This is a genomic window from Stenotrophomonas sp. PFBMAA-4 (assembly GCF_030053215.1).
Lineage (GTDB): Bacteria > Pseudomonadota > Gammaproteobacteria > Xanthomonadales > Xanthomonadaceae > Stenotrophomonas.
In genome coordinates, this window is the sequence record NZ_JASGBW010000033.1 from 1 (window position 1) to 20,976 (window position 20,976).

General features: G+C 65.2%; 22 protein-coding genes and 1 pseudogene. 16 read left to right on the forward strand and 7 right to left on the reverse strand.

Annotation, left to right across the window (positions count from 1 at the left end):
- From QMZ26_RS17465 to QMZ26_RS17495, 7 genes and pseudogenes are all read left to right on the forward strand, one after another.
- Positions 1–672: phospholipase D-like domain-containing protein (locus QMZ26_RS17465; RefSeq protein WP_283222189.1), on the forward strand; the 672-nt coding region annotated here is incomplete at its 5' end.
- Positions 644–1,234: a hypothetical protein gene (locus QMZ26_RS17470; protein ID WP_283222190.1), complete on the forward strand. Its 591-nt coding sequence runs from the start codon at positions 644–646 to the stop codon at positions 1,232–1,234. The genes QMZ26_RS17465 and QMZ26_RS17470, both read left to right, overlap by 29 nt.
- Positions 1,231–2,784 (forward strand): hypothetical protein, encoded by a 1,554-nt coding sequence (locus QMZ26_RS17475; protein WP_283222191.1) that lies wholly within the window; start codon positions 1,231–1,233, stop codon positions 2,782–2,784. Before QMZ26_RS17470 ends, QMZ26_RS17475 begins: the two co-directional genes overlap by 4 nt.
- Positions 2,785–3,053: 269 nt before the next feature.
- Positions 3,054–3,515 (forward strand): annotated as a pseudogene (locus QMZ26_RS17480) (hypothetical protein); the annotation flags it as partial.
- An 80-nt stretch (positions 3,516–3,595) separates the two neighbouring features.
- Complete coding sequence (locus QMZ26_RS17485) at positions 3,596–3,736, forward strand: hypothetical protein (RefSeq protein ID WP_283222192.1); 141 nt, start codon at positions 3,596–3,598, stop codon at positions 3,734–3,736.
- Positions 3,737–3,850: 114 nt separating this feature from the next.
- Complete coding sequence (locus QMZ26_RS17490) at positions 3,851–5,404, forward strand: hypothetical protein (RefSeq protein WP_283222193.1); 1,554 nt, start codon at positions 3,851–3,853, stop codon at positions 5,402–5,404.
- Positions 5,405–5,444: 40 nt separating this feature from the next.
- Complete coding sequence (locus QMZ26_RS17495; protein WP_283222194.1) at positions 5,445–7,034, forward strand: hypothetical protein; 1,590 nt, start codon at positions 5,445–5,447, stop codon at positions 7,032–7,034.
- Between the two features lie 183 nt (positions 7,035–7,217).
- Here the strand turns inward: QMZ26_RS17495 and miaB are convergent, their stop codons facing one another.
- Positions 7,218–8,633, reverse strand: coding sequence for a tRNA (N6-isopentenyl adenosine(37)-C2)-methylthiotransferase MiaB (miaB, locus tag QMZ26_RS17500; RefSeq protein ID WP_200732005.1), 1,416 nt, complete (start codon positions 8,631–8,633; stop codon positions 7,218–7,220).
- A 342-nt stretch (positions 8,634–8,975) separates the two neighbouring features.
- The gene (locus QMZ26_RS17505; RefSeq protein WP_283222195.1) at positions 8,976–9,596 is read right to left on the reverse strand and encodes a glutathione S-transferase family protein; all 621 of its coding nucleotides are present in this window, start codon (positions 9,594–9,596) and stop codon (positions 8,976–8,978) included.
- Positions 9,597–9,677: 81 nt separating this feature from the next.
- On the opposite strand from QMZ26_RS17505, the gene QMZ26_RS17510 reads away from it, so the two are divergent.
- The 7 genes from QMZ26_RS17510 (at position 9,678) to QMZ26_RS17540 (ending at position 15,773) form a co-directional block, all read left to right on the forward strand.
- A complete protein-coding gene (locus QMZ26_RS17510) occupies positions 9,678–10,646 on the forward strand; it encodes a WYL domain-containing protein (RefSeq protein WP_108759623.1) in 969 nt (322 codons plus the stop codon).
- A gap of 46 nt (positions 10,647–10,692) precedes the next feature.
- Positions 10,693–11,637: a lytic transglycosylase domain-containing protein gene (locus tag QMZ26_RS17515; RefSeq protein ID WP_283222196.1), complete on the forward strand. Its 945-nt coding sequence runs from the start codon at positions 10,693–10,695 to the stop codon at positions 11,635–11,637.
- Positions 11,638–11,828: 191 nt separating this feature from the next.
- Positions 11,829–12,449, forward strand: coding sequence for a ubiquinol-cytochrome c reductase iron-sulfur subunit (gene petA / locus QMZ26_RS17520; protein WP_004151998.1), 621 nt, complete (start codon positions 11,829–11,831; stop codon positions 12,447–12,449).
- Positions 12,449–13,708 (forward strand): cytochrome bc complex cytochrome b subunit, encoded by a 1,260-nt coding sequence (locus tag QMZ26_RS17525; protein ID WP_079221349.1) that lies wholly within the window; start codon positions 12,449–12,451, stop codon positions 13,706–13,708. Before petA ends, QMZ26_RS17525 begins: the two co-directional genes overlap by 1 nt.
- Positions 13,701–14,450, forward strand: coding sequence for a cytochrome c1 (locus QMZ26_RS17530; protein ID WP_283222197.1), 750 nt, complete (start codon positions 13,701–13,703; stop codon positions 14,448–14,450). The genes QMZ26_RS17525 and QMZ26_RS17530 overlap by 8 nt, the downstream gene beginning before the upstream one ends.
- 134 nt (positions 14,451–14,584) lie before the next feature.
- Positions 14,585–15,220, forward strand: coding sequence for a glutathione S-transferase N-terminal domain-containing protein (locus QMZ26_RS17535; protein ID WP_108759619.1), 636 nt, complete (start codon positions 14,585–14,587; stop codon positions 15,218–15,220).
- Between the two features lie 85 nt (positions 15,221–15,305).
- The gene (locus tag QMZ26_RS17540) at positions 15,306–15,773 is read left to right on the forward strand and encodes a ClpXP protease specificity-enhancing factor (protein ID WP_108759618.1); all 468 of its coding nucleotides are present in this window, start codon (positions 15,306–15,308) and stop codon (positions 15,771–15,773) included.
- 148 nt (positions 15,774–15,921) lie between these two features.
- Here QMZ26_RS17540 and QMZ26_RS17545 read toward each other — a convergent pair whose 3' ends face one another.
- From QMZ26_RS17545 to QMZ26_RS17560, 4 genes are all read right to left on the reverse strand, one after another.
- Positions 15,922–16,272 carry a DUF3301 domain-containing protein gene (locus tag QMZ26_RS17545; protein ID WP_283222198.1) on the reverse strand — a complete coding sequence of 117 codons (351 nt, stop codon included), beginning with the start codon at positions 16,270–16,272 and terminating at the stop codon, positions 15,922–15,924.
- 68 nt (positions 16,273–16,340) lie between these two features.
- On the reverse strand, positions 16,341–17,279 hold the full coding sequence (locus QMZ26_RS17550; protein ID WP_283222199.1) for a DUF2272 domain-containing protein: 939 nt from the start codon (positions 17,277–17,279) through the stop codon (positions 16,341–16,343).
- A gap of 116 nt (positions 17,280–17,395) precedes the next feature.
- Positions 17,396–18,247 (reverse strand): carboxylating nicotinate-nucleotide diphosphorylase, encoded by an 852-nt coding sequence (nadC, locus tag QMZ26_RS17555; RefSeq protein ID WP_283222200.1) that lies wholly within the window; start codon positions 18,245–18,247, stop codon positions 17,396–17,398.
- On the reverse strand, positions 18,244–18,513 hold the full coding sequence (locus tag QMZ26_RS17560) for a Trm112 family protein (RefSeq protein ID WP_283222201.1): 270 nt from the start codon (positions 18,511–18,513) through the stop codon (positions 18,244–18,246). The genes nadC and QMZ26_RS17560 overlap by 4 nt, the downstream gene beginning before the upstream one ends.
- A 58-nt stretch (positions 18,514–18,571) precedes the next feature.
- Here QMZ26_RS17560 and purE point away from each other — a divergent pair, with 58 nt between their 5' ends.
- Together purE and QMZ26_RS17570 are read left to right on the forward strand one after the other, a co-directional pair.
- A complete protein-coding gene (gene purE, locus QMZ26_RS17565) occupies positions 18,572–19,075 on the forward strand; it encodes a 5-(carboxyamino)imidazole ribonucleotide mutase (RefSeq protein WP_079221357.1) in 504 nt (167 codons plus the stop codon).
- Complete coding sequence (locus QMZ26_RS17570) at positions 19,072–20,220, forward strand: 5-(carboxyamino)imidazole ribonucleotide synthase (protein WP_283222202.1); 1,149 nt, start codon at positions 19,072–19,074, stop codon at positions 20,218–20,220. The genes purE and QMZ26_RS17570 overlap by 4 nt, the downstream gene beginning before the upstream one ends.
- 98 nt (positions 20,221–20,318) lie before the next feature.
- Here QMZ26_RS17570 and QMZ26_RS17575 read toward each other — a convergent pair whose 3' ends face one another.
- A complete protein-coding gene (locus tag QMZ26_RS17575; RefSeq protein ID WP_108759613.1) occupies positions 20,319–20,897 on the reverse strand; it encodes a superoxide dismutase in 579 nt (192 codons plus the stop codon).
- Between the last annotated feature and the right edge of the window lie 79 nt (positions 20,898–20,976).

Below are 20,976 nucleotides of genomic sequence, written 5' to 3' on the forward strand. Positions count from 1 at the left end.
GCGGCCAGCAACCCCTTGGTGGCGGCCATCGCCGCGCGCATCCGCCGCGCCATCGTGGCCAGGCAGGGGTTCCACGTCTACATCAGGTTGCCCGTGCATCCGGAAGGCAGCCTGTTCGACGGTGCCGTGCTGAAGCAGCAGTACTGGGTGCAGCAGACGCTGCTGCGCGGCGACGACAGCCTCATCCGCCGCATCTGCCGTTCACTGATCGCACGCGACAAGGACATCCGCGAGGTGAGCGTGGAAGAGGCCGACCTGCAGGCGGAGGCGAAGGCAGGTCGGTGGAAGGAGTACCTGTCGGTAATGAATCTGAGAAGTTACGGGGTGCTTGCCGACATCAACCACAAGAACCACTACGCACCGCACACGATCGGCGCGGACCAGGCCACACCCTTGTATGTGGTGACCGAGCAGTGTTACGTACACTCCAAGCTGCTGATCGTGGACGACGCCGTGGCCATCATTGGAAGTGCGAACTGCAACGACCGCAGCCTGCTGGGCACGGGCGATACCGAGATCGCTGCGGTGATCGTGGATGGTGCGGCCCAGTCGCTGGACCTGGGTAATGGCGTAAAGGTGATAACCCGGAAGTTTGCGCGGGATCTGCGGATGAAGCTTTGGAGGAAGTTCCTGGGGCAGGCGCTTGAGACGAAGCCTGAGAAGGGGGGGTAAGCAATTCGTCTTTTCTAATGCAACCGAAGACTACTACCCTTGGTTCAGCGAAGAAGTTCCAACCCTGGAGGTCGACAAACCGGCAAGTGCCAGAACTTGGACGGGAATCAGGGAGCTTGCGGATGCCAATTCGGAAGCTTATCAGCGTGTCTTCACGAATGTCCCTCGCGATTCGTTCCCGCGCTACGATTCCGTGTTTCATGGGTTCCCCGCAGCAGGTTTGAGTGACAAGGGGCATGTCAAGCGCATGTTGTATGCACAGCCGCCTGACTTGCAGCCTGAATTCATGCTGGAGCCGAGCATTGTGACCAACTACGTGACCAATGCTGTCGGTCGGCATGATGCAGAAAGGGCGACAAAGCTGCTGAGAGGTGATGATAAGCGCAAGGGAGTTCAGGGCTTCTGGGTAAGCATGCCGCTGCTCTGGGGCAGCGGCATGGATGACCCTGCTGCCATGATGCCGAGCGAGATCATTGCAGTCGTGCCTGTTCAGGAGGATAGATCAACTGAACTGGCTTACTCGAGTCGGCAGGTCCCCTGGGAACACGGAGAGCAGGTATGAACGGGTATCAATTGTTGAGGGTATTCTTCGTCCTGGGTGGCCTGTGCGCTGTACAGGCTGCGCTTGCCGATTGTGGTTCGTCAAACGAGAAGAATGCACCGTTTCACGGCAGTGAAGTGGTGCTCAAGTTCTCGCCGAGGGAAGTTGGCGAAGGGTCTGCAGTAGCCGCCAGTCTCGATCGTGCGAACACTGATGCCCCCTATGTGCGAATTGACCTGAACCCTCAAGTAAGTGAGTTGAATAATAAGCCGTTCGACTCGAGTGGTGGTTCGGTCTACTACTTGGAAAAAGGCGTTCAAGGACAACGGATATGTCGCGCCGAGCAATGGAAAAAGCGAGAGCACAAGTTGATTGGCGCACAGGTTCCTGAAAGCCTGCACCCTGCAGTCAGGCATGTGTATCCCTACTTCGAGGTCTACAAGACGCACGAGCTTGATTATGATGGGTCAGGTCAATTGACATCGATTCAACAGATTGACGCCGCAGGGCGCAAGGTCACGACATTCTGTGCACTCTATGACGAAAATGGTCGCATAGAAGTGGCAAATGAGAGTTCTGGGTTGATTGTCTCGGATAAGCCAGAGTTTCAGTGTTCGCAGCTCCGCGATATGCCATCCCGCGTTAAAACTCGGTACTTCACTTATCGGCCGGATGGATTGCGCGCTTCCGATGTAGTCAAGCAGGCCACCCGTAAGCCAGGTGAGGATCCCTACCGCGAGGACACCGGCCTTGGAACGGAGGCGACCGATGGTGCCTGGACTGTGGGGGGCTTCGTCAATGTCGACGATGCTGAACTGAAGCGGATTGTCGGCATTCGCTTCTATGCCAGCGAAAAGCGAGGGCTTGTAGGGGTGCAAAGCCCTTCCGCTACCCTGGTTCCGTCTGACGTTACCCCAGTTTTCGCAGAGCGCAGTCGGAGCGTGTCGCAGGAGGTGCGGTACACGTTCCCGGGGGAGCGTGTTCCTCCAGAGGTCGCCAAGGGGTACTTTGAAGGAGTCACAGGCTATACCCGTGTGCGTGAGTATCTGCACCGTTCGGATAGCAGGATTTTCGAAGTATTCGGACCGCAGGCAAAGCATCCGAGCGAACGCCAGTGGCGCACGCTGGATCTGAATCGTCAGGAAAACTACGACGCAAAGGGCAAGCTCACGCGGGTGATCCTGTCCGGCCCGGTCCCTGCTGACGGCTACACCGAGAACCTCCGCGCCTACGCAGAAAAGGGCGTGCTGAAGCTCACGCCGCTCACCAACGGCTACAGCTCCTACCGCGTGTACGACTACGACGCGGCCGGCAAAGAGACCCTGTCGTTCGTGTGCTGGCGCTACGAGGTCTCGACCAACAAGCCCTACGCCCATTTCCCCTGGTGGGAGCCTGATCCTCGGCCCAAGCGCAGTCGTGAAGCCGAGCTGCAGTACGGCAGGACGCAGGTGGGCACGCGGTGCGGCACGCCTGACGGCAAGATGATTGTGGAGGGCATGGGCCCGGTGAAGAAGCTGATGGAAACCAAGTACGGCTTTGGGACGACCAAGCTGGGGTTGCCGGGCGAGTAGGTCGAGTCTTCTATCCCGACCTCGTGCCAGGCGCCGGCCTGTCGGCGCAGACCACGCTGGCGCGCGGGGTGGAACTGACGCCCTTGAGTGATCAGTGGCTGCAGTCCATGGGCGGCATGCGGGAACTGTTTGGCGACCTGACCCGTCCGGGCAACGCCGGGAAAGTCAGCGTGCAGATCGTGCGATCTTCGGGTACGGCACTGCACGCCCTGGAGAAGAAGGGGGGGCAAGGAACTCGGACTCAAGCTGGATAGTGTTACGTACACTCCAAGCTGCTGATCGTGGACGACGCCGTGGCCATCATTGGAAGTGCGAACTGCAACGACCGGAGTCTGCTGGGCACGGGCGATACCGAGATCGACGCGGTGATCGTGGATGGTGCGGCCCAGTCGCTGGACCTGGGTAATGGCGTGCAGGTGATAACCCGGAAGTTTGCGCGGGATCTGCGGATGAAGCTTTGGAGGAAGTTACTGGGGCAGTCGCTTGAGGCGAAGCCTGAGAAGGGGGGGGATTCGTTTTCTCTGGTGCAATCAAAGGCTACTACCCTTGGTTCAGCACGGCGAGTCCTGATCTACAAATTGAAAAGCCGGCAAGCACCAGAACCTGGCGGAGGATCAGGGAGATTGCTGATGCTAGTTCGGATGCCTATCAGCGTGTTTTTACCAATGTCCCTCGCGATTCGTTCGCGCGCTACGATTCTGTGTTTCATGGGTTCCCTGCAGCGGGTCTGAGTGACAAGAGACACATCAAACGCATGTTGTACGCACAACCACCTGACCTGCAGCCAGACTTCATGCAGGAACCTAGTGTCGTGAACGACACTGTGACCAGTGCCATCGGTCGGCATGATGTGCGCAAGGCGACGGATTTCCTTCGGGGCAGTAAAGAACGCATCGGTGTTCAGGGCTTCTGGGTCACCATGCCGCTGCTGTGGGGGGAGTGGAATGGATGACCCGGCTGCCACAATGCCCAGCGAAATTGTGGCTGCCGCGCCTGCTCAGGGGAATCGATCCATTCAACTCGCTCATTCGAATCGACATGCTGCTTTGAGTCAAGGAGGAAAGGTGTGAGCAAATATTTGCTGCTGAAAGCTCTGGTTGCGTTGAGTTCTCTATGCGTCGCGCAGGCTGCGCATGCAGGCTGTAATTCAATAAAGGAAGGCGTTGATCGTTTTCAAGGCAATGGCCTGGTGATCAAGTTTGAGCCAAGACCGAGGGGGCAGACGGCTGCGGTAGGCGCCAGCCTGGGTCGTGCTTACGAGGTGGCGCCTTACATAAGAATCAGGTTCGGTCCTGAGGTGGCTGAGTTGAAAAACAAGCCATTCGACTCGGAGGGTGGCTCGGTCTACTACCTGGAAAATGGTGCCAACGGCCAACGGATCTGTCGCGCTGAGGAGTGGAAAAAGCGGGAGAAAAAGCTGATTGACGCACAGCCTCCTGCAAGGCTGCATCCTGCAGTCAGGCATGTTTATCCGTACTTCGAGCTTTACAAGGCGTACGATCTTGATTATGACGTGTCAGGTAAGTTGACATCGATTCAACAGATTGACGCCGCAGGACGCAGGGTCACGACATTCTGCGCGCTGTATGACAAATACGGTCGCGTAGAGGTGGCAAATGAGAGTTCAGGTGTCAGTGTATCGGATGATGCAGACTTTACATGTCCCCAGCTTCGCGTGAAGGCGTCCAAAAGTGATGCTTGGTACTTCACCTATCGGCCGGACGGGTCGCTGGCCACTGATTTGACCAAGAAAGCCACGCGTAAGGCGGGTGAGGATCCCTATCGCGAGGACATCGGTATTGGAACAGAGGCGACCGATGGCGCGTGGTACGCGAGCGGAAGTATTTATATCGGAGCTGCCAATCAACGCACGCGGATCGGCAGCATGTTTTATGGTAGCGAGAAAGGAGGAATTCGTGGAATTGAAGACTACTCATTCGTTATCGCTCCCGCCGATGCGACAGCTCTTTTCGCTGAGCGCAGTCAGGACGGTCAACAGATGTTGGTCTACAGATTCCCCGGCGAGCGCGTGCCAATGGAAGTTGCAACGGGGCTGTATGAGGGCATAACCGATTACACCCGCGTGCGCGAGTACCGCCACCGGTCGCACCGCCGGATTTTCGAAATTTTCTCCTCAAGTGCCAAGCATCCCCGCGAACGCCAATGGCGCTCGCTGGATCTGAATCGGCAGGAAAACTACGACGCAAGCGGCAAGCTCACGCGGGTGATCCTGTCCGGCCCGGTCCCCGCTGACGGCTACACCGAGAACCTTCGCGCCTACGCAGAAAAGGGCGTGCTGAAGCTCACGCCGCTCACCAACGGCTACAGCTCCTACCGCGTGTACGACTATGACGCCACCGGCAAAGAGTCACTCTCGTTCGTCTGCTGGCGCTACGAAGTCTCGACCAACAAGCCCTACGCCCATTTCCCCTGGTGGGAGCCCGACCCCCGCCCCAAGCGCAGTCGTGAAGCCGAGCTGCAGTACGGCAGGACGCAGGTGGGCACGCGGTGCGGCACGCCCGACGGCAAGATGATCGTGGAGGGCATGGGCCCGGTGAAGAAGCTGATGGAAACCAAGTATGGCTTTGGTACGACGAAGCTCGGTTTGCCTGGCGAGTAAGACTCTCTACGTACAGCGCTGCATGCAAGGAGGCAGTCATATGAAGTCGATGGATGCGAGAAATACCCGGAAGCGCTGGCACCCAGTGGGGAAGCTGGCGGGGGGCGTGGTGCTGGCGTATGCCGTGCTCAGCTCCTCGGCCTGGGCCTGTGGGGGCGGTGTGGCAGACGATCCTTGGGTTTCCCCTTGGAAGATGGAGGACGTCAGCGTTCTGACGTCCCCGCTGATCGAACAGTACGCAACGGAGCTGAGGGGCGCATCGCCCACGGCCGATGGTAGCCTCACGGTTCCGCAGATCAGGCTCAGGAGTTCGAGTTCGGCGGCACGCACGCTTCCCTTCTCGCGGTTGGGTGGGAGCATTGTCTATGTCCGGTCGGAAGGCGGGGCCGGTGAGCGTATCTGTCGCGAGGAACTGTGGCAGAGCCGCGAGTACGATAGCTGGGACTCGGCAGCAGCCGGTCTGGTGCCGCGCGAAGTGCCTTTATCCCCTCCAGTCGCCGTCGACATTGATCCCTCAGCGAAAACAGCGGTTGCCGAGCTGCTCCGGACGATTTCAAACGAATTCGTGCTCGCGGAGGCGCGTGATTATCTCTACGACGACCAGGAACGCCTCGTCGAGATCCGCAAGCACGGGCGTGGACCGGATGGCAGGTTGTTCAGCCAGCCGGTGAGTTGCATAAGATATGACCAGCAGGGCCGCCCGACATGGTCAACAGAACCATCGCCCCTTTATCTGCGCCGGGCAGATGCCCCGTCCTGTGACCAGATGGATCAGGGTAATGCGCTGGTGCAACGCCTTCTGCTCGACCAGGAGGGCCGTTTCTATGGTTCTATCGCCACCAAGCCACCGGCGGCATCGACGGGGCAGAACGTGATGGCATCCGTCAGAGGCACGTACGGTTGGACCGGCGCCGCTGCGTACGCGCGTCCTTCCGGGCGGAGCGGGTCGGGATATCAGGCGTATGCGATGGCTCGGCTCGACCAGGGGTTGGGGGTCTACGTGATCGACGGCATGGAAGAGGATCTGTTACCGGCCGATGCGCAGCCTCTCTATCAGGATGCCGTCACCCGGTTGGGCGTGAAGGGTGCAGACCTGCGGTACGACTTCGTCAACGTCACCATTCCCGCCGAAGTGGGAATGAACGGGTTCTCGAAACTGTCGACCTATCCCCGGATCCGTAGTCATCGCGTTGCGGAGAAGATGCGGGTTCACGAAGTCTTTGATGCAGGTTCCCACAAAATGCGCCGGCGGGTCTGGGCCAACGAGTCCGGGCCGATCTATCGCCAGGAGGATTACGATGAGGCTGGGCGCCTGGTGCAGGTCATCAATGCCTGGGAAAATCCTGACGTACCCATGCCGGAAGACGCCATTGCCGCAGATGGATTCGATGCGCGCGTGCTCCAGAGGTCGGGCCAAGGCTACAGAGTGTTTCGCTTTGACCGGCGGGGCCATCCCAAGCGCGAGCTGGTGTGCGGAAAAATTGTAGGGGGCGCGGAATCACGCGATGAGATGCACTGCGGCAAAGGTGATCGTAGCGTTGTCGTCTACCAGAACAACGGGGTCAGTGGTTTCCTGACGGACACCTATGGATGGCGCGACCGGCCTCTGGCTGCAGGCTCTCCGCTCTAACGCCCAGCTTCTCCACATCCGCTGTGGAACGAAGCCCAATCAACCTGTGGATAGGTGGCGCAGAGCCTTGTACCGAAAGGCTCTGCATGGCGTGGTGAAAAAATCACCACGTCTGCCGTGCTGGCGAGGTCGGCGCCCCCGCAGGGGGTCGACCGGCAGGGGCCGGCCATTGACCGGCACGCCTTACTCCGCCACCACGCGTGCTCGCAGCGAATTGGTCAGTGCCTCGGTGATCACCACGTCGACGAACTGGCCGATCAGGCGCGCCGGCGCCGGGAAGTTCACCGAACGCATGTTCTCGGTCTTGCCGGTCAGCTCATTCGGGTTCTTGCGCGAGGGGCCTTCCACCAGCACGGTCTGCACGGTGCCGACCATCTTTTCAGAGATGCCGGCCGCATGCGCGTTGATGCGTTCCTGCAGGCGCGACAGGCGCGCATGCTTTTCCGCATCGCTGATCGTGTCCTCCAGGTCGGCCGCCGGGGTGCCCGGGCGACGCGAATAGATGAAGGAGAAGCTGTGATCGAAGCCGATGTCCTCGATCAGCTTCATGGTCTTCTCGAAATCGGCATCGGTCTCGCCGGGGAAGCCGACGATGAAATCCGAGCTGATCGAGATGTCCGGGCGCACCGCACGCAGTTTGCGGATCTTCGACTTGAATTCCAGCGCGGTGTAGCCGCGCTTCATCGCCGACAGCACGCGGTCGCTGCCGGCCTGTACCGGCAGGTGCAGGAAGTTGGCCAGCTGCGGCACATCGCGGAACGCGTCGATCAGCGAATCGCTGAACTCCAGCGGATGCGAGGTGGTGAAGCGGATGCGGCCCACGCCGTCGATCTCGGCGATGGTGCGGATCAGCAGGCCCAGGTCGGCGAACTCGCCATCACCGTAGGGACCGCGGTAAGCGTTGACGTTCTGCCCGAGCAGGTTGATCTCGCGCACGCCCTGCGCGGCAAGCTGCGCCACTTCCACCACCACGTCCTCGAATGGGCGGCTGACCTCGGTGCCGCGGGTGTAGGGCACCACGCAGAACGAGCAGTACTTGGAGCAGCCTTCCATGATCGAGACGAACGCCGAGGCGCCATCGGCGCGCGGTTCCGGCAGGCGGTCGAACTTCTCGATCTCGGGGAAGCTGATGTCCACCTGCGGGCGCTTCTGCTCGCGGCGGGCGCGGATCAGTTCCGGCAGGCGGTGCAGGGTCTGCGGGCCGAACACCAGGTCCACGAACGGCGCGCGCTTGATGATCGCTTCGCCTTCCTGCGAGGCCACGCAGCCGCCTACGCCGATGATGACTTCACGGCCCTTGTTCTTCAGGCTCTTCCACACGCCGAGCTGGCTGAACACCTTTTCCTGCGCCTTCTCGCGGATGGAGCAGGTGTTGACCAGGATGACGTCGGCGTCGTCCGGGGTATCGGTCAGTTCCAGGCCATCGCTGGCGGCAAGCACGTCGGCCATCTTGGCCGAGTCGTACTCGTTCATCTGGCAACCGTGGGTCTTGATGTACAGCTTGCCTTTCACCTGGTCGGGCTTGCGCGGACCGGCGGGCAGGGCAACGAGCGGGGTACCGCCCGGGGCGGGCGGGAAGACGTCTGGCGTCCCGGTCATGGCGCTTAATCCATTCGGGTGGCGGGAAAGCGGGCAATTCTACCCGCATCCCGCGCTGCCCGCCGTGGCCGTTTGGACCGCATGCCAAGCGGCGGGTAGCGCCGGGCCACGCCCGGCGAAATGCCCAAGGCGCCGCGCTGCGCGCTCGCGGGGCATGGCCCCGCGCTACCGCATCCCGCGCCGCCCGCCGTGACCCGCGCGGGATCCTTTCGGCTGTTCCGGGCGACCGGTAGCGCCGGGCCGCGCCCGGCGGAATGTCAGGGGCGCCGCGCTGCGCGCTCGCGGGGCATGGCCCCGCGCTACCCGCATCCCGCGCCGCCCGGCGGTCGTTGCCTGCAGCGGTTAGGCCGCCACCAGCTCCGCGTCGATCTGGCGGGACCGGTCGAACGCGGCCAGCGTGCTCATCCGGTCGATGTAGGCCGCGGTGGCCGGGGCCGGCTGCACCAGTCCGAACTCGCGCATCCAGCCCAGCGCATTGCCCCACAGGATGTCGGCCGCGCTCAGGGTCTCGCCCAGCAGGTACGGCCCCTGCGCCAGCTGGGTCTCGATCACCTGCAGCACGGTCTCGGCATCGTTGTAGGGCGACATCATCCGCGGCGGCGGCTCGCGATGCATGGCCTTGTCGGTCATGGCCGGCTCGAAGCAGGCACCGTAGAAGGCCATCCAGCGCAGGTAGGGCCCGCGCTGCCCGTCACCGATCGGCGGCGCCAGCCCGGCTTCCGGGTACAGGTCGGCCAGGTACAGGTAGATGGCCACCTGTTCGGTCACCAGCGCGCCGTTGTGGATGATGGCCGGCACCTTGCCCATCGGGTTGATGGCCAGGTAGGCCGGGGCCAGGTTGGCGCCAGCCTTCAGGTCCAGCACCTGCAGGTGGTAGTCGGCGTCCAGGGCTTCGAGCAGGGCGACGGCGCCGCTCGAGCGTGAACGGGCGGCGTGGTAGAGGGTGATCTGGCGTGCGGTCATGGCAGGGCTCCTTGCGAGGGGTGGTGAACCGGGAGGCCATGCTGGGGCACAATCACGGACGACTTCTGTCCTCGATACCGCATGCGCCATACCGCCCACCGACTGCTGCGACTGATCGCCCTGCTGCAGGCCCGCCGGCACTGGTCCGGGGCCGAGCTGGCCGAGCGCATGGGCGTGGACCGGCGCAGCATCCGCCGCGACATCGAACGCCTGCGCGAGCTCGGCTATCCGGTGCAGGCCTCGGCCGGGGTAGGGGGTGGCTACCGCCTCGGCGCCGGTGCGCCGGTCCTGCCGATGCTGCTGGACGAGGACGAGGCGACCACCCTGGCCATCGCCCTGCGGGCCGCCTCGGCCACCGTGTCCGGCATCGACGACACCGCGCGTGGCCTGTTGTCCAAGCTCGACCCGCTGGTACCGGCACGGCGTCGCCAACAGGCCGGCGAGGTGCACGCGGCCACCGCCACCCTGTCCGACCTGCCGGCCACCGATGCGCGCCTGCTCGGTCGGCTGGCCCAGCACTGCCGGCAGGCGGCTCGGCTGGCCTTTGAATACCGCAGCGCGCAGGACGTGGTGACCCAGCGCCAGGTCGAGGCCCAGCACCTGGTCAATTACGGCCGGCGCTGGTACCTGCTGGCGTGGGATCTGGTGCGTGAGGACTGGCGCACCCTGCGCGTGGACCGGATGGGCGCGGTGCAGCCGCAACCGCAGCCGGGCCTGCATCGGCGCACCCCGGCCCCGCCGGATGTGATGGTCCGGCAGGCGGTCAGCCAGGCGCCTTTCACCCTGCAGGCCATCCTTCGCCTGGCGGGCAGCCAGGCCGAGCTGGAGGGTCGCATTCCGCCCTGGTGCGGGGTGCTGGAGCCCGATGGCGCCGACCATTGCCTGCTGCGGATGGGGGCCGAGAGCCGCGGCATGATGCTGGCCCAGATCCTCAGCCTGGACCGGCTGCCGCTGGCCCTGTGGACCTCCCCGCCGGAACTGCGGGATGAACTGGCCCAGCGCCTGGCCGGGTTGGGCCAGTTGCTGGCTGTGCCGGCGGTCACGGACTGAGCGGGGCCGCTTGGCAAGCCCGGGCGAAGCTGGGACACTCGCCGCCATGAAGGGGATACTGGGGACAACGGCGATCATCATCGCTGCGCTGACCGCTGCGCCGGCCAGCGCCGGCACCCTGTTCAAGTGCCAGGGCGCCGACGGCGTCACCAGCTATGTCAGCAAGCGCGTGCCCGGCGCGCGCTGCAGCAGCATCAGCTACACCCGCGACACCCGCCGCCCGGCTGCGCCGCGCGCGGTACCGGCCGCCGCGCCCGTGCAGACCGCCAGCACGGCCCCGGCCCCGACCCAGGTGGCCAGTGCCGAGCGCAATCCGGTCGCGGTAGCCGCCAGCGCTGCCAGCCCCGTCGTCGCTGCCACGCCCGCCGCTGCACCCGCAGCCAAGGCTGCCGCCACGCCGCGCGGTGGCCGCATGGTCAGTGGCCAGGTCTATTCGTACATGCAGGACGGGGTGCGCCACTACACCAGTGCGCGCCCCACCCAGGTGGCCAACCTTGGCCCGGTGCGCACCATCCGCTACAGCTTCATGGAGCGCTGCTATGCCTGCGGGGTCAATCCGCGCGTGGACTTCGGCAGCGTGCGCCTCAACACCACCGCGTTCCAGACCGAGATCGCCTCGGCTGCGCGCGAGTTCGGTGTGGAAGAAGCAATCGTGCGCGCGATCATCCATGCCGAGTCGGCCTACAACCCGACCGCGCTCAGCCGCGCCGGCGCGCAGGGCCTGATGCAGTTGATGCCGCCGACCGCCGCACGCTTCGGGGTCAGTGATTCCTACGACGCCAGCCAGAACATCCGTGGCGGCGTGCAGTATCTTGCATGGTTGTTGAAGCGCTTCAATGGCGATCTGACCCTGGCCGCGGCGGGCTACAACGCCGGCGAAGGCGCGGTCGACCGCCACGGTGGCGTACCGCCTTACAGTGAAACCCAGTACTACGTGCGCCGCGTCGGCCAGCTGGCCGATCGCTACCGCACCGAATTGAGCAAGCAGTAGGTGCCGACTGCCGGTAGGTGCCGACTGTCGGTAGGTGCCGACTGTCAGTCGGCACGCGTTCAAAAGATTGTTGCAATGCGTTGTGTGGCGCGAGACGGTTCCGCTACACTCGCCCATGATTCAATGCGGCTCTGGCCCCCACCGGATCCGCTGGCAGCCTTAAAGCTACCTAATCAATATCGGAGTGCCGGATGGCCAACGATGGGGTACACGATCCAGTCAACACCGGGCGTCGGCGTTTTCTTTCTGCCACCACAGCCGTGGTGGGCGCCGTCGGCGTCGGATTCACCGCAGTTCCTTTCATCAAATCCTGGAACCCCAGTGCCCGCGCCAAGCTTGCCGGCGCACCGGTGGTGGCCGACATCAGCGCCCTGCAGGAAGGCCAACGCCTGATCGTGGAATGGCGTGGCCAGCCGATCTGGATCGTCAAACGGTCCAAGGCGATCCTGGATGCACTGCATGGGCTGGATGGCCGTCTCAAGGACCCCGAGTCCGGCGAGAAGGACCAGCAGCCGGACTATGTGCTCAAGCAGAACCCCGAGCTGCGCTCGATCAAGCCGGACATCTCCGTGCTGGTCGGCCTGTGCACGCACCTGGGCTGTTCGCCTGAAATGGTCGCCGAGATCCGGCCCGAGCCCTACGACCCGCAGTGGAAGGGCGGCTACTTCTGCCCCTGCCACAAATCGCGCTTCGACATGTCCGGCCGCGTCTTCAAGGACGTGCCGGCGCCGATCAACCTGAAGGTGCCCGCGCACCATTACCAGGACGACAACACCATCATCATCGGTGTCGATCCGCAGGGGGCAGCCTGATGGCCAATATCCTCGCCCGTACCGCCAGCGGCGTGGCCGACTGGGTCAACGCCCGCGCGCCGGGGCTGATGCCGGTCTACCGCAAGCATGTCAGCGAGTACTACGCGCCGAAGAACTTCAACATCTGGTACTACTTCGGTTCCCTGGCGCTGCTGGTGCTGGTCAACCAGATCGTCACCGGCATCTTCCTGACGATGCACTACAAGACCAACGCCGCCGAGGCGTTCGGTTCCATCGAATACATCATGCGGGACGTGGAGTGGGGCTGGCTCATCCGCTACATGCACTCCACCGGGGCCTCGCTGTTCTTCATCGTGGTCTACCTGCACATGTTCCGCGGGCTGCTGTACGGCAGTTACCAGAAACCGCGCGAGCTGGTGTGGATCCTCGGCATGCTGATCTACCTGGTGCTGATGGCCGAAGCCTTCATGGGCTACGTGCTGCCGTGGGGCCAGATGTCGTTCTGGGGCGCGAAGGTCATCATCTCGCTGTTCGGTGCCATACCGGTCATCGGCAACGGCCTGACCGAGTGGATCATGGGCGACTACCTGCCCAGTGACGCCACGCTCAACCGCTTCTTCGCCCTGCACGTCATCGCCCTGCCGCTGGTGCTGCTGCTGCTGGTGGTGCTGCACCTGGGGGCACTGCACGAAGTGGGGTCGAACAACCCTGATGGCGTGGAGATCAAGAAGGGGCCGAAGGGCAACCGCTGGTCGCCGAACGCCCCGGCCGACGGCATTCCCTTCCACCCGTACTACACGCTCAAGGATGGCGTCGGTGCCGGCTTCCTGCTGATCATCGCGGCCTTCATCATCTTCTTCGCGCCGGCCTTTGGTGGCCTGTTCCTGGAGCATGACAACTTCACCGAGGCCAACCGCCTGGTGACGCCCGAGCACATCAAGCCGGTCTGGTACTACACGCCGTACTACGCGATGTTGCGCGTGGTGCCCAACAAGCTGGGCGGCGTGCTGGTGATGTTCTCGGCCATCGCCATCCTGTTCCTGGTGCCGTGGCTGGACCGCGCGCGGGTCAAGTCCTACCGCTACCGCGGCCTGCTGTCGAAGGTGCTGCTGGGGGTGTTCGCGGTGTGCTTCGTCTGGCTGGGCGTGATCGGCTCGGGCCCGGGCACCGACGCGCACGAAACCTACGTCGGGCGGGTGCTGACCTTCCTGTACTTCGCGTTCTTCATCACCATGCCGCTATGGACCAGGTTGGACAGGACCAAGCCGGTACCGGAGAGGGTGACCACCCATGACTGATCGCTGGATGGTCCGGTTGGCCCTGATGGCCACCCTGATGCTGGGCAGTTTCCTGGCCTCCGCCGCCGAGGGTGGCACCAAGCTGCTGCAGGCCGGCAACGACCTGGGTGACCGCGCATCGCTGCAGCGCGGCGCGCAGCTGTACATGAACTACTGCTCCGGCTGCCACGCGCTGAAGTACCTGCGCTATTCGCGCATGGCCCAGGACCTGGGCCTGAGCGAGGAAGAGGTGATGGCCAACCTCAACTTCACCGGCTCGGCGATCGGTGACCCGATCCCGGTGGCGATGCCCAAGGAACAGGCCGAGAAATGGTTCGGCAAGATGCCGCCGGATCTCAGCCTGATCTCGCGGGTACGCGGCAGCGACTGGATCTACACCTACCTCAAGTCGTTCTACCTGGACAGCAGCCGTCCGCTGGGCTGGAACAACGCCCTGTTCGCCAACGCGTCCATGCCCAACCCCCTGTGGGAGATGCAGGGCCTGCAGCACGCGGTGCACGGCAAGCCTGAAGCGCCGGGCATGGACCCGCCGGTCACCGGCCTGCGCCTGGAATCGCCGGGCAACGTCGATGCCGGGCAGTACGACCAGGCCGTGCGGGACATCACCAACTTCCTTGAATACGCCGGTGAACCGGCCGCACTGAAGCGCCAGCAGCTGGGCGTGTGGGTGATCCTGTTCCTGGCCCTGCTGACCTTCCTGCTGTACCTGCTGAAGAAGGAATACTGGAAGGACGTGCACTGATTCTGCGGCCGGCCCTGCGCAAAGCCTATTGGCTTTTGTGATGGTCGGTTGCACACTCGGGGAGGAGTCGACCGCCGGCACGGTGCTGGCGGCGCCGATGCGGCAGGCGGTCTCCTGTCGTGGGAGAGCCTTTGATGGCGGCGAGCGTACGCATGCGCAATACACTGACGCTGTTTTCCTCGAACGATGATGTCCTGTGCCACCGGGTACGCCTGGTCCTGGCGGCCAAAGGGGTCAGCTATGACTTCGTTCCTGTCGACCCGCAGAATCCGCCTGAAGATCTGATCGACCTCAACCCCTACCACTCGGTGCCGACCCTGGTCGAGCGCGAGCTGGTGCTGTACGCCGCCTCGGTGGTCAGCGAGTACCTCGACGAGCGCTACCCGCATCCGCCGCTGATGCCGGTCGATCCGCTCTCGCGTGCGCGCATCCGCCTGGCCATGCTGCGCATCGAACACGACTGGGTGCCGCAGGTGCAGGCCATCCAGCTGGGCAACAAGACCCAGGCCGAGGCCGGCCGCAAGCGGCTGAAGGAGCTGCTGACCGCCTCGCTGCCGCTGTTCAAGGCCAGCAAGTTCTTCCTCAACCCGGAAATGAGCCTGGCGGACTGCGCCATGGCGCCGATCATCTGGCGCCTGCAGTCGCTGGATGTGCCGCTGCCCAAGGATGGCAAGGCCATCGAGGATTACGGCAACCGCATCTTCCGCCACCCCGGTTTCGTCCGCAGCCTGACCGACCAGGAAAAGAAGCTGCGCGACCTGCCGGGCTGAGCCTGGCGGCCGCATCCCGTCTGCATGCCCACCGGCGTGCAGGCGATCCGCCCCGGCAGGGGCGTCGGGCGCGTACACTTCACGCATGACCGACGACTTCTTCCACATGACCAGCCACCGCCCGTACCTGCTGCGGGCGCTGGTGGAATGGATCAACGACAACCAGCTGACCCCGCACATCCTGGTCGACGCCGGCGTTCCCGGCGTCCAGGTCCCGCCTTCGGCGGTGAAGGATGGCCGGGTGGTGCTCAACATCGCCGAGCGCGCGGTGGTGCAGTTGATGATCAACAACGAGATGGTGAGCTTCTCGGCGCGCTTCTCCGGCACCAGTTATCCGGTGCAGGTGCCGATCAGCGCGGTGCTGGCCGTGTACGCGCGCGAGACCGGGCAGGGCATGGCGCTGCCGGACGATATTCCGGGCACCGAGCCGGCACCGGCCAGCGACGAGCTGCTGCATGAGGGCGAAACGCCGTCAGGCGACACGCCGCCGGACGACCGGCCGCCGACCAGCCCGCCGCCGAAGGGTCGCCCGACCCTGCGCGTCGTGAAGTAACGGCAGGTGCCGACCGTTGGTCGGCACTTCCTCATGCAACGGTGGGTGCCGACCGTTGGTCGGCACACCATGAAACAAGGGTGGGTGCCGACCGTTGGTCGGCACACTTCTACCGCTGCGCTCGCCGGGCATGGCCCGGCGCTACCGCTTAAATGTCCTCTGCATCCTCGACATCCGCGCGGATCTGGCTGATCCGCGCCGCGCCCGGGCCGGTGAACGAGATCAGCTGGTCGCCGCGCAGTACCATGCGGCCGACATGGCGATCAATGCCGTCGTAGGAATACTCGAACTTGAAGGTGCGCTCGAAGCCGAGCCGGCCATCCTCGCCACGCGACAGGCGCATGCCGGTGGCGTGCACCGCCTGGTCGAGCCACTGCACATCGGCGGCGCGGCACGCATTGCGGCCCAGCTCAATGGCACGTTCGGCCGCCGAACGCGCGGCGTTCCAGAAGAAGTAGACGATGCCGCCGGCGATCAGCAGCAACAACAGGGTAGGCATGGCGTCACGCGTGCAGGTTGGATCCCGCAAAGATGGCGGCGAACACGCAGCGGATCAAGCCACCCCGCTCATTGTCCATTCGGCGGCGGTGGGACCGGCGGCGGTGCCACCCGCGGCGCGGGTGCCGTCAACTGCAGCAGCGCGGCCCAGTCCTGGCGGTTGAAGCTGCACTCATCCTCGCGGCCTGGCGTGCAGGCGGGCTCGATGCCGGTGCTGCTGCGGTCGCGTGCCGGCGGCAGCTGGATCAGGCCCGTGCGGTCCAGCTGCAGCAGGCGCATGGCCACGGTGTTCATCACGTTGCCACCTACCAGGTACAGGGTCTGGTCGCCGCCGAGGTTGGCGGCCACCACCACTTCGCAGTGCGATTTCCAGTGCCCGACCGAGCCGTTGCCCAGCGCCTGCACCAGCCCGCTGTAGCTCAGCGTGCTGCTGCGGTCACGCAGGAAGCACAGCAGGTCGCCCGGTGCCGGCTTGGCCGTGGCCGGGTCCACCAGCCGGTACGGCACGCCGGACGGCCCGGCCTGGTAGGCGGCGCGGATGTAGTCGATATGCCGCGGCGAGGTGGTGAAGCCGGGCACGCCAGCGCGGGTCATCACCCAGGAGATGAAGGCGGCCGACCACGGATTGTCCACGAGGAAGGCGCGGCAGTCGCTGTCGGTGTAGCGCGTGCCCAGTGGCGCCAGGCAACTGCTGGCGCCGGGAATGCTGCCCATGGCATTGAGCGTGCCGCTGTCGCGCCAGTAGCTGGCCACGCGTTGCCAGGCGATCAGCCCGTTGTCGGCCAGGTGCTCGCTTTCAGCTTCGGTGACGCTGAGGCTGGCCGCGCGCCCGTCGCGATCGATGAAGGGGCGGTACCACAGCCGGTGTTCGTTGCAGGCGGCGTTGCGGATGGAGATGGCCAACGGGCTCAGGCCGAAGCGCGGAGGTACGTCGCAGGCTTCGGCGGCGGCGGCTGACAGCGGCGCGGCGGCCAGCAGCAGGCAGGCAGGCAACAGCATCCGGCGCATGCGCGGCTCCTGTGGGGGATGGCCGCAGCGTCGCAGTGACGTCGTGAACGCAGGGTGTGAGAACGGTAGCGCCGGGCCATGCCCGGCGAGCGAAGCGGTAGCGCCCGCGCGCGCCCTCAACCCGGCGGCGGCCCCAGCTTCAGCGACAGGTCGATGGCCTGCACGTGCTTGGTCAGTCCACCGATGGAAATGCAGTCCACGCCGTCCTCGGCAATCGCGCGCAGCCCCTCCAGGCCGACGCTGCCGGACACTTCCAGCGGAATGCGGCCGGCGGCGATGCGCACCGCGTCGCGGCGCAGCGATGCCTCGAAGTCGTCCAGCAGGATGCGCTCGCACCCCGCGTCCAGCGCCTGCCGCAGCTGGTCCAGGTCTTCCACTTCCACCACCAGCGGCAGCGACGGCCACTGCTGGCGCGCGGCGGCCACGGCGGCGGGCAGCGAGCCGGCCGCGCGGATGTGGTTTTCCTTCAGCATCACCGTGTCGTACAGGCCGAAGCGGTGGTTGTCGCCGCCACCGCAGCGCACGGCGTACTTCTGCGCCAGGCGCAGGCCGGGCAGGGTCTTGCGGGTATCGAGGATGCGCGTGCCGGTGCCGGCCACCGCTGCCACGTAGCCGGCGGTGGTGGTGGCAGTGCCGGACAGCGTCTGCAGGAAATTGAGCGAGGTACGTTCGGCGCTGACCAGGCTGCGGCTGCGGCCGTGCAGCAGGGCCAGCACGGTGCCGGCGGCGACGCGGTCGCCCTCGGCCACGCGCCATTCGATGCGCACCTGCGGATCCAGGGCGCGGTGCGTCGCGTCGAACCAGGGGCGGCCGGCGATCACCGCATCCTGCTTGCACAGCAGGTAGGCGCTGTCGGCCTGGTCGGGCAGCAGGGCGGCGGTGACGTCACCGCTGCCCAGGTCCTCGGACAACGCGCGGGCGACATCGGCCGCGACGAGGGCCGCATCCGGCGTCGGCAGGGCGGTCATGCGGCGGGGAAGTCGGCGATCTGCGCGGTCGCGATGGCCTCTTCGGCCAGCAGCACCGGAATGCCGTCGTCCACGCGGAACACCTGCTTGCGGTCGCGGGTCACCAGCGCCTCGCGCAGCGGCTGGGCCAGCGGGTTGCCATCGGCCTTGTTCACCGAGCCGGCGGAAATGGCCTTGTTGAGGGCTTCCAGGCCCTTGCCATCCAGCAGGGACAGGGGCTGGCGGGTGTCCGGCGACACCAGCAGGTCAAGCAGCTTGCGATCCATGGTTCTTCGTCTTGCGTGGAAGACGGCTAGAATACGTCTTTAAGGCAGGTGACGGCCAATGACCCCCAACCCGATCGCGCCGCTTGTCGGCATCGTCATGGGTTCCCGCTCCGACTGGGAAACCATGCAGCACGCCGCTCAGAAGCTTGAAGCCCTGGGTGTTCCGTTCGAAGTGAAGGTGGTCTCCGCCCACCGCACCCCGGACGTGTTGTTCAGCTACGCAGAAGAAGCGGGCCCGCGCGGCCTGCGCGCGATCATCGCCGGTGCCGGCGGGGCTGCGCACCTGCCGGGCATGATCGCCGCCAAGACCGCCGTGCCGGTGCTGGGCGTGCCGGTGCAGTCCAAGGCCCTCAACGGCATGGATTCGCTGCTGTCGATCGTGCAGATGCCGGCCGGCATCCCGGTCGCCACCTTCGCCATCGGCAATGCCGGCGCATCCAATGCAGCGCTGTTCGCTGCGGCGATGCTGGCCAGCGACCAGCCGGCCATCGGCCAGGCGCTGGAAGCCTTCCGCACGCGCCAGACCGAAGATGTCATGGCCCACGACGATCCGCGCCAATGAGCCTGACCGTCGGCATCCTGGGCGGCGGCCAACTCGCCCGCATGATGGTACTGGCGGGTGCACCGCTGGGGCTGCGCTTCGAGCTGTACGACCCGGCGGCCGACGCCTGCAGCGGCCCGCTGGCGCCGCTCACCGTGGCCGCCTTCGATGACCGCGAGGCACTGGCGGCGTTTGCCGCCAAGGTCGACGTGGTCACCTTCGATTTCGAGAACGTGCCTGCCGACAGTGCGCAGTGGCTGGCCGGGCAGGTGCCGGTCTATCCGCCGCCGTCGGCGCTGGCCGTTGCGCAGGACCGGTTGAGCGAGAAGACGCTGTTCCAGCAGCTGGGGATTCCGCTGCCGGCCTTTGCCGATATCCGCAGCCGCGATGAGCTGGCTGCCAAGGCCGCCGAATTCGGCCTGCCGTGCATCCTCAAGACCCGCCGCCTGGGCTACGACGGCAAGGGCCAGTTCCGCCTGCGCAGCGAGGCTGACATCGACGCGGCATGGGACGCGCTGGGTGCCCAGGTCGAGCGCACCGGCCTGATACTGGAGGGTTTCGTCGCCTTCGAGCGCGAAGTCAGCGTGGTCGCCGTGCGCGGCCGCGACGGCAGCTTCCAGGCCTGGCCGGTTACCGGCAACTGGCATGTCGATGGCGTGCTCTCGGCCAGCGTGGCCCCGGCCGTGTTGTCCGACGCCGAGCATGAGGCGGCGATTGGTTATGCGCGCCGCGTGGCCGAGCACCTGCAGTACGTGGGTGTGTTCGCGCTGGAGCTGTTCTGCCGCGATGGCGAGCTGCTGGCCAACGAGATGGCGCCGCGCGTGCACAACTCCGGCCACTGGACCATCGAAGGCAGCGAGACCTCGCAGTTCGAGAACCATCTGCGGGCCGTGCTGGGCCTGCCCCTGGGCAGCACCCGCATGCTCGGCCATGCCTGCATGCTGAACTGGCTGGGCGCCATGCCCGATGCGGCACCGGTGCTGGGCCAGGCCAGCGGCCACTGGCACGACTACGGCAAGCAGCCGCGCGATGGCCGCAAGGTCGGTCACGCGACCCTGCGCGACGATGATGCCAACGCGCTGGCCGATGCTCTGCTGCAGGTCGGCCTGGAGCTGGACCGCCAGGACCAGGTGGCCCCGGCCGTGCACGCGTTGCGCAACGGCTGATCCCGGTGATGCCGGCCGCTGGCCGGCAATGCCCACCAAGGTGGGCATCTACGGTAGCGCCGGGCCATGCCCGGCGGCCCGCAATGCCGGCGTCCGCCTCAGCGCAGCTGGCTCTCCGCGAATTCCCAGTTGACCAGTTGCCAGAACGCTTCCAGATAGCGCGCGCGCTCATTCTGGTAGTCGGTGTAGTAAGCGTGTTCCCACACGTCACAGCACAGCAGCGGCGTGCTGTCGCCGGTCAGCGGCGTGCCCGCGTTGCGGGTCGCCTGGATGCCGAGCTGGCCGCCGGGATGCTGCACCAGCCAGACCCAGCCGGAACCGAACAGGCCCAGCGCAGCGCGGTTGAACTCCTCGCGCAGGCGCTGGCCATCGCCAAACTGGCGCTTGACCAGTTCGCCCAGCCGGCCCTGCGGCTCGCCGCCGCCACGCGGGCGCAGGCATTGCCAGTAGAAGCTGTGGTTCCAGGCCTGCGCGGCCGCATCGAACAGCTTGCCCTGGGCCTGGCGGACGATGTCCTCCAATGTCGCTTCTTCCCATTCCGTGCCGACGATGGCGGCATTGACCGCATCCACATAGGCGCGATGGTGGCGGCCGTGGTGCAGCTCCACGGTCAGCGCGGACAGGTGCGGCTGCAGGGAGCCGGGAAGGTAGGGCAGGGCAGGCAATTCGACGGGCATGGACAGGTTCGTGGCCAGGGGACGGCGGCAGCCGGTTCCATCGGCTTACAATGGCGGCTACCGTGGGCAGTCTAGCCGA